Source organism: Paenibacillus sp. FSL P4-0113 (genome assembly GCF_038009305.1).
GTDB lineage: Bacteria > Bacillota > Bacilli > Paenibacillales > Paenibacillaceae > Paenibacillus > Paenibacillus polymyxa_D.
Genome location: NZ_JBBPAZ010000001.1, coordinates 5,010,425 through 5,022,251, shown reverse-complemented (window position 1 = coordinate 5,022,251; position 11,827 = coordinate 5,010,425). Strand labels below are relative to the sequence as shown.

Below are 11,827 nucleotides of genomic sequence, written 5' to 3'. Positions count from 1 at the left end.
AGTCTTAGCCTGCTTGCTTCGGGCTGGGTTATCCACATTCGAAACGGTATATGTGGATAACTTTGTTCACAACTTGACAAATCACATCATTATTCGGGCAATATCAAAATTCCAGATTTTTTTGATGGATTATGAAAAATCGTGAACCATTGTGACGAATCATGCGAGGGAATGAGATGCTGCCATTCTTTTGCTCAAACTCCTGTATTTTATCCTCTTGAATTTATATTTTTATGATAGTTATGGTGCGGAACAAAAAAGACACGGCTCAACTGTGCCATGTCTTGCTCATTCTTCTTCAATTAAGTTTGGACAGACCATTCTTCCAGAGACAGCCCTGGATCAGCCTTCATATCCAATGAGGTAAATTCCCCGCGCTTCCATTTGGCGTAGGCCGCAGCGCCGATCATCGCTGCATTATCTGTGCAATATTTCATCGATGGTACAAGCAACTCGATTCCTTCGCGCTCACAGCGCTCCCGCAATGCTGTACGCAGTCCGCGATTAGCAGCCACACCGCCACAAAGCAGGAGCTGCTTCGCACCGTATTCACGCATGGCACGAATCGCCTTTTCCACCAGCACCTCGACGACCGACTCTTGAAAACCTCTTGCGATCGCTCCGACATGAACGGTTTCTCCGCGCATTTTCGTCTGGTTAATTACATTCAGCACCGCCGATTTCAAACCACTAAAGCTAAAGTCATAAGAATCTGGCTCCAGCCATGCACGCGGCAAAGTAACCACTTCCTCCGATTCATGAGCCACACGATCCACATGCGGACCGCCGGGATACGGAAATCCAATGGCTCTCGCTACTTTGTCGTAGGCTTCCCCAACCGCATCATCCCTTGTACGACCAATGAGTTGAAAATGACCTTCGGACTCCATCAGCACTAGCTCTGTATGTCCTCCTGACACAACGAGAGCAATGCACGGATATACGATATCATGCTCCAACTGATTGGCATAAATATGTCCCGCGATATGATGCGTCCCGATTAACGGTTTGCCGAATGCCAAAGCAGCACTCTTAGCGGCGACAATACCAACCAGCAATGCGCCAACCAGTCCTGGTCCTTGTGTCACGGCAACCGCCGAAATCTCACGAGGGGTAATTCCCGATGTTTGCATGGCCTCGTCCAGCATATAGGTGATGCTCTCCACATGTTTGCGTGAAGCCACCTCTGGCACAACACCACCAAAGGCTTTGTGTGTTTCAATCTGACTGGAAATCAGATTCGAGAGCACCTCTGTGCCATTTTTCACGACAGAAACAGCCGTTTCATCACAACTCGTTTCCACTGCCAGTATATAGCAAGGCTCGCCGGAGGCGGAGCCTGTACCTGCTTTTTCCTCTTGCGTCATTGCTTCTGCACGCTTCCTTCCTGTTCACCGGATGCCCCATGCGCGGGAAGATCCGCCCACATGATCACGGCATCCTCGTTATTATCCGAATAATAGCCTTTGCGCACACCCGCGGGCTTAAAGCCTTTTTTCTCATACAAGCCCTGAGCGATCCGGTTCGTTACCCGCACCTCTAGCGTCATACGTTCCATCCCTAAATAAGAGGCGGTCTGCATCAGCTCATTCAACAGCTTGTCTCCAAGCTTGCGTCCGCGATAAGCCTCGCGAATCGCAATATTCGTAATATGGGCCTCATCCATAATCGTCCACATACCTGCGTAACCAATGGCTTGTCCGTCTAGTTCCATAATCATATATTTAGCGAAATGATTCATCGTCAGCTCATTGCGGAATGCTTCCTCCGTCCACGGTAGCGTGAACGCTTCATGCTCAATCTCCAGCACATCGGGAATATCATCCAGTTGCATCAAGCGAAACTCAAGTTTCTCTTCCCGCTGTATGTTCTTTGCCATGTTGTTCACCGCTCTCTTCAGCGCTGACGAAGCAGATTGGCTTCCGCCTCCGCCAGCTGGGTATAATTAGGAACCAGCGTATGTAGCTCGTCATGTTCCTGACGAAGCAGCTTATCCGCCCCAAGGCGGCCAACCCATCTTCCTTCCAGCTCATAAGGTACAATACGAAGCTCGCTCCAAGCACGCAGACGCTCAGCTGTTTCGGCGTGAACCGTCGTTTCACCGACTAGCCAAATGACTGGAGGACGCTCTTCAGAGGGCAAAGCCTCCAGCCGTTGCAGCAGGTCATCGGTCCAAGCAATCATTAAGCGAATTGCATCTGGCTCCAGCCGTTGCGGACTCTCGACGTCGTCAACTGTATTCACGGCGAACAGCCCCGTGTAAACCTGACCACGGCGCGCATCCAGCACAGGCACAATCCAGTCTGCTGCCTGCGCTCCGGACGAACCGTTATTCACAGACTCATTTTTATCTTCTTGTCCCTTCATCTCGATGCCGCGATTCCAACCACCCCACGCCAAAGCGTGCAAAGTCGATATGGACGTCACCGGGATACCCCAGGCCCAAGCGAGTGTTTTGGCTGCAGTCACCGCAATCCGGATACCGGTATAAGACCCCGGTCCAACACCAACTGCAATACCATCTACATCATCTCGTGTCAGCCCTTCTTCATTCAGCAGTCGTTCCAGCTCGGTAATCACATGCACGGAGTGATTACGTTCGCCATAGACGTTGCTTTCTCCCAGCAATTCTCTTCCGTTCATCAGAGCGGCCGCCATCACGGTCGTCGCTGTATCTAACGTCAAAAACCGCTCACGCGGCTTTACATTCACATCTGTATGCTCTCTTTGCATGGTTCAAACTCCATTCTCCCGCAAACTGCGGCACCATTGTTCATAAGGCTCGCCGTACCCGGTCAGGTGAATCAAGCGCTCCCCCACATCCGTTGTTTCTATATACATATGAAGCCGCTGCTCCGGCAATATATCCGGTATAATACTACCCCATTCCACCAGACATACTCCTGTCCCGTAAAAATATTCGTCCAGCCCGAGATCCTCCGCCTCGTCCTGGGAAATCCGGTACACATCCATATGATACAAAGGCAATCGGCCCTCGTACTCCTTAATGAGAGTAAAGGTTGGACTATTTACGATACCCGGCACACCTAAATGGCTGGCAAAAGCCTTGGAAAAAGCAGTTTTGCCCGCTCCCAGATCTCCATCCAGCACAATCACCGTTCCGGGAACCGCTTTGGCTGCCAAAAAACCTGCCAATGACCCGGTCTGTGCCTCTGAGACAGAACGGAACGTAAACTGCTCCTGCGAAATTGTCATATATTTTAATCACCTTTCGTCCGAATCGGACCGTTCCAACTTGTTCTTTATTATATAGTTCACCTTATGTCGCCGCAAGGCATGAAGACATGCTATTGTAAGTTAGATGATACACACAGGGAGGGATCGAAACGATGGGACAAACCGTTTTACTCTTGATTGATGTTCAGCAGGCGATGTTCATGTATGATGAGAAGCTGTATCGCGAGCAGGAAGTTGTATCGCATTTACAGCAGCTTTTGGACAAAGCCAGAGCTACAGGTACACCCGTGATTTTTGTACAGCATACCGATGAAGCGGATGAGGATTTCCGGGAAAACAGTGTAGGCTGGGCCATCGCCGATGTGGTGCGCCCTCTTCCTCATGAACGAATTGTCCGTAAATCATCCTGGGACAGCTTCTACCAAACCGAATTGGGCCATGTGCTGAAGGAACTGGGGGCCGATCAGCTCGTAATCGCGGGGATGCAGACCGAGTTTTGCCTCGACACGACTTGCCGAAGCGCCTATAGTCTGGGATACCAGAACAACGTGCTCGTATTGGATGCGCATAGTACATTTGATAGCAAGGTGCTGAGCAGTGAACAAATTGTAGCTCATCATAATGAGATGCTTGGCAATCGTTTTGTGCGTTTACTCACGACAGCAGATGTACATTTTTCGTGAGTTATTGATCCAATTCACAAGTTTTCACTATCTCGCAAAGACGTCATCATTTTTATTGGAATTCCAAATGTATTCAATTGGATTGGCAACCTGCCTAGCTTTTTCAAGACCAGATTGGTCAGAAACAAAGCCGCCTTCAGAAAATTCTGGAGGCCTTTTTTATTTTCCAGCTGAGTTAGGCGATATTTGTGAGGAAAATTTTTTTGCGTATGGATTGTAACTTTCATTTTTAACATAAAATTCAATTTATGATCATGATTTTCAGAAAAAACAAGAAAATAACAGAAAACGTTAGAATGGCCTAATTATTGTGGCCTATATGACCCTATAAACATCTGTACATAGATATATGTAAATATTTGAACATTGAGCAAAAAATGCATTAGAACTATGATAAAACTGGTTTTAATTTCCAACGAGAGAAGGCGATCGAACCGTCACATTCACTGTCTTAGACACCATGAATATGCCCGCATGCAAATATATCTTGCAGTCGCTACGTCTCTTAGGTTAAGAGCGGAAATTACGAATTGAAGTGCAATCATGGATGTATTGTGTTTTGAACACAGCGAAAGGAATGTGAGTTTTTAATGAAAAAAGTAGCTTTAGTAAGCCCGTTGAGAACAGCGGTCGGCTCTTTTAACAAAACCCTTGCGCCTCTAAGCGCTTCCGAACTGGGAGCAACCGTGATGACAGCATGCCTTCAGCAAAGTAAATTAGAGCCTTCTTTGATTGATCAGATTTATTTGGGAAATGTTCTTCAGGCGGGCAATGGACAAAATCCTGCCAGACAGGCGGCATTAAAAGCCGGTATCCCTATTGATGTACCCGAAACAACGATAAACACGGTTTGCGGTTCAGGACTTCATGCCGTTGCTTTAGCTTACAATTCAATATTGGCTGAACAAGGCAACATCGTCTTGGCCGGAGGCATGGAGAGCATGTCGAATGCCCCTTACCTGCTAAGAAATGCAAGAAACGGCTACAAACTTGGTAACGGTGAGTTGGTAGACTCCCTGGTGGCCGACGGCCTTACATGCCCGATCAACCATTACCATATGGGAATTACCGCAGAAAATGTTGCCGATAAATATGGAATTTCAAGAATGGAGCAGGACGAATTTGCCTATCAAAGCCAGATAAAGGCCGTAGAAGCAAAAAACAAGAAGCTTTTTGAAGAGCAGATTGTTCCAGTCATGATCAAAAACAAAAAAGAAACTATTTCTTTCACAGAGGATGAACACATAAGAGGAAATACAACGAAAGAAAAACTTTCTCAATTAAAACCTGCGTTTAAGGAGAACGGAACGGTTACCGCCGGGAATGCTTCGGGAATCAATGATGGCGCGGCGGCCGTACTTGTGGTATCGGAAGACAAATGCAAAGAACATGCATTAAAGCCATTGGCATATATCAAGGGTTATTCCCTTGTTGGCGTTGACCCTGCATATATGGGAATGGGGCCAGTGAAAGCCATTTCGACACTTCTGAAGCAGCAAGGTATATCCATCGATGCCATTGATCTTTTTGAAATTAATGAAGCGTTTGCCTCACAAGCATTAGCGGTAGTGAAAGAGCTAGGGGTCAGTCTGGACAAAGTGAATGTCAATGGGGGCGCGATTGCGATCGGGCATCCTGTCGGGGCCAGTGGTGCTAGGATATTGGCTACGTTGGTTCATGAAATGGTGCGAAGATCTTCACGTTACGGCATCGCCTCGTTATGCATCGGAACAGGAATGGGCATAGCGATGCTGGTTGAAAATGCGCTCATTTAAAGTGCGTATTCAAGATGAATTTTAGAACTATCTCTTAAAGGAAGGGAGACCGTTATGAATCAAAAAGATGTACTTTCACTCCAATCCATGCCTGCGGCTAGCGGCAGCTACGGGCGCCCGCCATACCGCTTCATCAACCGGGAATTTTTTATCATTACCTATGAGACCGATCCCGCTGCGATTAGACAGGCGGTCCCGGAACCTCTTCAGCCGGATGGAAGCAATACGGTTTCCTATGAATGGATCAAGATGCCCGATTCATCCGGGTTAGGAAGTTATGAGGAAAGCGGTATTGTCATTCCATGTACTTTTCAAGGAGAACCCTGCAATTTTGTCGCCCAAATGTATTTGGATAACGCACCTGCTATTCTGGGGGGACGCGAAGTCTGGGGTTTTCCGAAAAAATGGGCAAAGCCTCGCTTGATCGTTGAGGAGACGGAGACGCTGACGGGTACATTGCATTATAACAACGTCCTGGTGGCCACGGGAACTATGCCTTTCAAATATAACATTCTTGATGAAAAGGAAACGGCAAAAGCCATCGCAAAAACACAAGTTAATTTAAAGTTAATTCCTGATGTTGACGGTACCCCCAAAATCGCTCAGTTAGTAGCGTATAATCTTGAGAACATTACTGTAAAAGGAGCCTGGTCAGGGCCTGCCAGATTAAGCCTGATCCCCCATGTCAACGCTCCTGTGGCAGATTTGCCGGTTAAATCTTATATTGGCGGGAAACATTTTATTGCTGATTTAACGCTTCCATATGGAAGAGTCCTCTACGATTATCTTCAATAAAGTTTGCTTTCCTAAAAATATATATATATAAGGAGAAGGAACCATGAATAACAAAGTAATCTCCGCTGAAGAAGCAGTTAAGAAGGTCAAAGACGGAGACACGGTGATGGTCGGAGGTTTTCTGGCAGGAGGCTTTCCGGAGGAGCTGGTTCGTGCGCTTGTCGACACCAATCCCGCCAGCAATCTTGCGATTGTTTCCAACGACACAGGCACACCAGAATTATCTATCTATAAGCTTGTAAAAAGCGGCAGAGTAAAGCGAATTTTTGCATCCTATATCGGCTCCAATCCGGAAACGGGAAGGCTCCTGATGACGAAAGAAGCTGAGGTCCAACTCTTCCCGCAAGGCACGCTCGCTGAAAAAATACGCGCAGGAGGAGCCGGTTTGGGCGGGGTTTTAACACCTGTAGGTGTAGGCACCGTTGTAGAGGAAGGAAAAAAGAAAATCAAAATTGATGAAAGGGAATATTTGCTCGAACTCCCGCTCAAAGCGGATGTAGCGTTAATCAGAGCCCATAAGGCTGATGAAGCGGGGAATCTTGTCATCAACGGCTCTTCACGTAACTTCAATATGGTTATGGCTACAGCGGCAGAGTATGTAGTTGCTCAGGTAGACGAATACGTAAAGACGGGTGAAATTGACCCCAATCATGTCAACGTTCCCGGAATATTTGTCGACGCAATTGTAAAGGTGGGTGAAAACGCATGAATAACAGAGAATTCATTGCTCGAAGAATAGCCCAGGAATTCAAAAGTGGTGAAGTTGTCAACCTTGGTGTCGGATTGCCTACAATGGTAGTGGACTATATCCCCGAGGACATTCATATTATGCTGCAGGCTGAGAACGGAATCCTCGGTGTAGGCCCCAAAGCGGCTCAGGGAAAAGAAAGGCTCGATTGTATCGATTCAGGCGGAAACTACGTTACAACCATGGAAGGAGCATGCTTTTTTGACAGTGCACTTTCATTTTCCATCATCCGCGGAGGGCATGTGGATATCACCGTGCTGGGCGCCCTGGAGGTCGACGAGAAAGGCAACCTTGCAAGCTGGATGATCCCTGGGAAAAAGGTGCCGGGTATGGGGGGAGCCATGGATTTGGTAGTTGGAGCCAAGAGAGTGATTGTAGCCATGGAGCATGTGAACAAAAATGGCGCGCCGAAAATACTGGAACAATGCAAGCTGCCCTTGACTGCTGTAAATGTTGTAAAGACCATAGTAACCGAAAAGGCTGTCATTGATGTTATTCCGGGTAAAGGGCTGATGCTAAAAGAAATTGCTCCGGGTTTGACGGTGGAAGACGTTCAATTAGCAACAGAGGCTAAACTGATAGTTTCACCACATTTGAGGGCCATTGCAGTGTGAAGGTCATAGAAAGGAACCAACTGCATCTTCAAATTAACTTGTCTGGCATTTAACTCGTCCCTACGACTGCACTTGTTATTACAAAAAAAGGTTCGCTAATTGCTCATTGAGCAATTGCGAGCCTTTTTGAGCGTAAAATCCAATCCGCTACATGCTCAGCCACCTTTGTATGGTTAAGATAAGCAAAGAAGTTGTGGGGATTGGCACGCCCAGTGTGACTATCTTTCCAGAATGTCTGAATAAGCGGCTGATCATCAATACTTTCTATTAAATTTCGATTCAGCATCAGATGGAAATCATTTTCAACCGTTAAATGTCAGTAAAATCTGCTCTTGCTCCAGTTTTTGTGCCGCTTCCTCGTTCACTCGACGCAATCCTGCGATCAGTGCTTTTTTAATAAGACGAAGCATTTCGTCGCATCTGGGCTTTTTGTCACGGCCATGGATAATGACCAGATGTTTGGTTCCCATCTCCTACCGCTCTTCCAGACGATCCACACGGACGGTTTGAGTATTGCCGGGGTTGCTGCCTACCTGTACGGTAGCCATACCGTTTGCTTCGTCTACATGCTCAATCCAAATCGGTTTGCCATCCAATTGTACGGCAATATTTTCGGATGAATCATAAATGGCTTTTGCTCGTTCCACATTCATGCTGTTCTCCTCCTGCTGATTGTTGGTGCATTAATTTAGAAATGTTGGTTACCTAGTCTTCATCTATAAGTCGTTCAACGTCCAATGAAGGGAAGCTGTGGGAAGGCGAGGTTGAAACTACAGCCTCCAAATCCACATGAGCCACAGCAACGGGAAAAGGCGGCTGAGTTCCATGTGAAAGGGCAAACTCGGGCGGCAATGCATCTTGTTCGCCTCCGGCGGGACCCCGAAAGGCGATATGGCTTTGACCCACACGATGACTGATCTGCCGAGGATAGGATTTTTCGGACATAAATTGTGTACCCCCTTTGAATCGGATATGCCTTACTATGTACCAAAATTGCTGTAACCATGCGCAAGCGGCAGCAATTCGCAGTCTTCATCTACACCTCATACAATCACTTGGACGAAGCATACTAAGTAAAAATCATATGCTCATATCCCGGGGTGCCCGGAATCGAAGGATGCAAAATGCGGATTAAAGAAAAGGAGGACTGGCGGTATGCATACGGTCTGGAAAGGCGCGATCAGCTTCGGGCTGGTTCATGTGCCCGTTAAAATGTTTTCAGCTACGGAGGATAAGGACATTTCCATGCGTTACATTCACAAGGAGTGTGGAAGCCCACTTAGCTATGTACGAAAGTGTCCCGTTTGTGACAAGGAGGTTGAGTGGGAGGAAATTGGAAAAGGCTACGAGTATGAAAAAGGAAAATTTGTTATGTTCGACAAGGAGGAACTGGAGCAAGTTAGCGGACAAGCGGATAAAAATATCGTGATTTTGGATTTTGTGGATTTGCAGGAAATTGATCCGATTTACTTTCAGAAAACGTATTATTTGTCCCCGGATCAGGCCGGCTCCAATGCGTATAAGCTGCTCATGAATGCAATGAAGGATACCGGGAAAATCGGGATTGCCCAAATCTCCATCCGCTCTAAAAGCAGCTTGGCGGCGATTCGGGTGTTGGATGAATGTTTGGCGGTGGAGACGATGTTTTACCCCGATGAAATTCGTCCCATTGCTCAAGTTCCTAACTTACCCGGGCAGGAAGAGGTTAAAGAGAAGGAGCTGACCATGGCCAAAATGCTGATTGAGCAGCTATCTACACCTTTTGATGCAGCAAAGTATACGGATCAGTACCGCGAGCGTCTGCTGGATCTCATTCAGCATAAAGTTGCTGGTGAAGAGGTGCGAATCGCCCCAACACAGCCTCAGACCAATGTAGTAGATTTAATGGCCGCCCTTCAGGCCAGCATCGAGGCAGTGCAACCTGTCGTTACCGATCCCGGCCCTGCTGCGAAAAAACGCCCTGCGCGTAAACCAGCAGCCCCAACAGCACAGCAGGCGGTGGCAGGCGACAACCTCTCTCCGACTCCAGTCAAAAAGAAAAGAAGCACTGCCAAACGTAAAGAAACTTAAGCTGAGTTACAGAAAAGTCTGGTTAAGGGGTGGCGGTGACACTGCTTTGATACGATAGTAGCTGACTGAACGCCCCCCGCTCCTCTTGTTCCAGTTGGCGGTAGTCCCCCTGCTGTATGACCTCGCCTTGATCCAGTACGACAATTTGATCCGCATGTCTGATGGTTGACAGGCGATGAGCGATGACGATCAACGTCATTTGACCTTTCATCCGTTCCAGTGCTGCCTGAATTGCGGCTTCATGTTCACCATCCAGCGCACTTGTCGCTTCATCTAATATAAGTACCGGAGGATGATGCAAGATAGCCCGTGCTAATACTAGCCGTTGACGTTCTCCTCCAGACAGACGAATCCCGCGATCTCCAATGATCGTGTCCAGCCCTTCGGGCAGTCTGGATACAAAGTTGTCTGCTGCCGCAAAATGTAACGCCTCCCATAGCTGCTGCTCACTAGCATCCTTATCCGCTAGCATCAAATTTTCGCGGACAGTCGCATGAAATAAAAATGGATCTTGTGACACGTAGCCAAACGACTGCCGCCACTGGGGCAATAATTCGTCGCCCAGAACAAGCCCGTCTATTATAATCTGCCCCCCAGTTGGACGTAAAAAACCCATCAGGACATCGACCATTGTACTTTTACCTGCTCCTGATTTCCCTACAATGGCTGTCATTTCCCGGGCGGGTATGAACAAATTAATATGACGCAGTGCAGGCTCTGCTGCACCCTCGTAGCGATAATCCAGATGGCTGCATTCAATCCCATGACGAAGGGACAGGGGTTGCCGTTCAGATGCAGATGATAGATTGACTACCGATGGATCAGATGGAACGCGAGTCTCAGAGGATGCAAGTGCAATCAATGACGGATCTGTGAAAGCTTCGCACTCCTGTTGCACCTTGGTGACACTTTCAAAAGCGGAGATCATAGACATGATGTATTCCAGACTCGCTTGAATAAGAGCAAATCGAGGCCATAAGCGGGAAAATATAAGAATCAGCACAATCAGTTTTTCAGGTGTAACATGCAGCCACTGCAGCGATATAAATATGACACAAGCGACAAAAACAGCTGCCATTGCACGATGAAAAAACTGTGTGGTCGCATTTTGCCGGACAAATTGAGTCGTATTATCCTCCATGCGTTGCGTCAGGGAGCGAAACCAATGGATATTCGCCGCTTCCAACAGATTGCTTTTTATATCTTTCATACCGTTCATGTGATCCGTAATTCCAGCAAAATAAACCTGTGACAGTTCAGTCGTACGATCACCTAATTGTTTGGCATTTCGAATGGAGCGGCGAAACACAACAAACAGCCCCAATCCACTCAGAAATACCAGTCCGGTTAAAGAGGGGGATAACCAAAAAGCCAGCGCAATCTGGATCAGCGTAAACATGACGGCTGTAGTCAGTTGAAGAAGCAAATTTGTTCCCTGACTGACACGCGCCAGCTCGGTCGTCATCACATGGCTAAAATCAGATTTACGCTGACGCAAATAAAAGGCCCACTGCGCCTTCATAAAGGAAGTGTACACGTCTATTCGAAGAGAACGCATAAAACGCTGCTGAATCCGCGAATTCAGGATGGATTGGTAACGCTGAAGCAAAGCCTGCCCTGTAAGCAGCACTACAAAAACCATCAACATCCCCGGCAATAGCCAGCTTTTAGGAACGAACGGCAAAAAATGATCCAATCCATCAGACAGAAATGGCATCCCTGAATGACCGACAAATACGCCGATGGCCGCCAGCATAGGAACAAGCATATAAATGCCAAAACCCTCCAGTAGACTGACAATGATCATACACCCAATATTGAGAAATAACGCACCGCCGTTCACGCTATACAGCTTTGTCATATATAATCGCAGGTGAACCATAATGCACACTCCTTATTCAGGACTTTGCAAAATTCGATCCCAATCGCTCCAAAGTGCAATAT

14 protein-coding genes are annotated in these 11,827 nt (G+C 47.3%); 6 read left to right on the top strand and 8 right to left on the bottom strand.

What is annotated here, in order from left to right:
* Positions 1 to 302: 302 nt before the first annotated feature.
* The 4 genes from tsaD to tsaE are packed head-to-tail and all read right to left on the bottom strand — an operon-like array spanning position 303 to position 3,216.
* Positions 303 to 1,367 carry a tRNA (adenosine(37)-N6)-threonylcarbamoyltransferase complex transferase subunit TsaD gene (gene tsaD / locus MKX46_RS21900; RefSeq protein WP_023987471.1) on the bottom strand — a complete coding sequence of 355 codons (1,065 nt, stop codon included), beginning with the start codon at positions 1,365 to 1,367 and terminating at the stop codon, positions 303 to 305.
* The gene (gene rimI / locus MKX46_RS21895) at positions 1,364 to 1,879 is read right to left on the bottom strand and encodes a ribosomal protein S18-alanine N-acetyltransferase (protein ID WP_029516243.1); all 516 of its coding nucleotides are present in this window, start codon (positions 1,877 to 1,879) and stop codon (positions 1,364 to 1,366) included. The genes tsaD and rimI overlap by 4 nt, the downstream gene beginning before the upstream one ends.
* A 17-nt stretch (positions 1,880 to 1,896) precedes the next feature.
* Positions 1,897 to 2,733: a tRNA (adenosine(37)-N6)-threonylcarbamoyltransferase complex dimerization subunit type 1 TsaB gene (gene tsaB / locus MKX46_RS21890; protein WP_341071779.1), complete on the bottom strand. Its 837-nt coding sequence runs from the start codon at positions 2,731 to 2,733 to the stop codon at positions 1,897 to 1,899.
* Positions 2,734 to 2,736: 3 nt separating this feature from the next.
* Positions 2,737 to 3,216, bottom strand: coding sequence for a tRNA (adenosine(37)-N6)-threonylcarbamoyltransferase complex ATPase subunit type 1 TsaE (tsaE, locus tag MKX46_RS21885; protein WP_029516241.1), 480 nt, complete (start codon positions 3,214 to 3,216; stop codon positions 2,737 to 2,739).
* Positions 3,217 to 3,350: 134 nt separating this feature from the next.
* On the opposite strand from tsaE, the gene MKX46_RS21880 reads away from it, so the two are divergent.
* The 5 genes from MKX46_RS21880 (at position 3,351) to MKX46_RS21860 (ending at position 7,813) form a co-directional block, all read left to right on the top strand.
* Positions 3,351 to 3,881 (top strand): cysteine hydrolase family protein, encoded by a 531-nt coding sequence (locus MKX46_RS21880; RefSeq protein ID WP_341071778.1) that lies wholly within the window; start codon positions 3,351 to 3,353, stop codon positions 3,879 to 3,881.
* Between the two features lie 590 nt (positions 3,882 to 4,471).
* Positions 4,472 to 5,656 carry an acetyl-CoA C-acetyltransferase gene (locus MKX46_RS21875; protein WP_209949652.1) on the top strand — a complete coding sequence of 395 codons (1,185 nt, stop codon included), beginning with the start codon at positions 4,472 to 4,474 and terminating at the stop codon, positions 5,654 to 5,656.
* A 54-nt stretch (positions 5,657 to 5,710) separates the two neighbouring features.
* Positions 5,711 to 6,451: an acetoacetate decarboxylase gene (locus MKX46_RS21870; protein ID WP_039269579.1), complete on the top strand. Its 741-nt coding sequence runs from the start codon at positions 5,711 to 5,713 to the stop codon at positions 6,449 to 6,451.
* 43 nt (positions 6,452 to 6,494) lie between these two features.
* Positions 6,495 to 7,160 carry a CoA transferase subunit A gene (locus MKX46_RS21865; protein WP_029516237.1) on the top strand — a complete coding sequence of 222 codons (666 nt, stop codon included), beginning with the start codon at positions 6,495 to 6,497 and terminating at the stop codon, positions 7,158 to 7,160.
* Positions 7,157 to 7,813 carry a 3-oxoacid CoA-transferase subunit B gene (locus MKX46_RS21860; protein ID WP_029516236.1) on the top strand — a complete coding sequence of 219 codons (657 nt, stop codon included), beginning with the start codon at positions 7,157 to 7,159 and terminating at the stop codon, positions 7,811 to 7,813. Before MKX46_RS21865 ends, MKX46_RS21860 begins: the two co-directional genes overlap by 4 nt.
* A 302-nt stretch (positions 7,814 to 8,115) precedes the next feature.
* On the opposite strand, the gene MKX46_RS21855 is transcribed toward MKX46_RS21860, so the two are convergent.
* From MKX46_RS21855 to MKX46_RS21845, 3 genes are read right to left on the bottom strand one after another with little or no spacing between them, the layout of a single operon-like run.
* Positions 8,116 to 8,283 (bottom strand): hypothetical protein, encoded by a 168-nt coding sequence (locus MKX46_RS21855; RefSeq protein WP_161626982.1) that lies wholly within the window; start codon positions 8,281 to 8,283, stop codon positions 8,116 to 8,118.
* 3 nt (positions 8,284 to 8,286) lie between these two features.
* A complete protein-coding gene (locus tag MKX46_RS21850) occupies positions 8,287 to 8,466 on the bottom strand; it encodes an H-type small acid-soluble spore protein (protein ID WP_029516235.1) in 180 nt (59 codons plus the stop codon).
* A gap of 52 nt (positions 8,467 to 8,518) precedes the next feature.
* Positions 8,519 to 8,758 carry a hypothetical protein gene (locus MKX46_RS21845; protein WP_341071777.1) on the bottom strand — a complete coding sequence of 80 codons (240 nt, stop codon included), beginning with the start codon at positions 8,756 to 8,758 and terminating at the stop codon, positions 8,519 to 8,521.
* 210 nt (positions 8,759 to 8,968) lie between these two features.
* Here MKX46_RS21845 and ku point away from each other — a divergent pair, with 210 nt between their 5' ends.
* Positions 8,969 to 9,883 carry a non-homologous end joining protein Ku gene (gene ku / locus MKX46_RS21840; protein ID WP_029516233.1) on the top strand — a complete coding sequence of 305 codons (915 nt, stop codon included), beginning with the start codon at positions 8,969 to 8,971 and terminating at the stop codon, positions 9,881 to 9,883.
* Positions 9,884 to 9,905: 22 nt separating this feature from the next.
* Here the strand turns inward: ku and MKX46_RS21835 are convergent, their stop codons facing one another.
* Entirely contained in the window at positions 9,906 to 11,765 is a 1,860-nt protein-coding gene (locus MKX46_RS21835) for an ABC transporter ATP-binding protein (protein WP_341071776.1), read from the bottom strand.
* Positions 11,766 to 11,827: the final 62 nt, after the last annotated feature.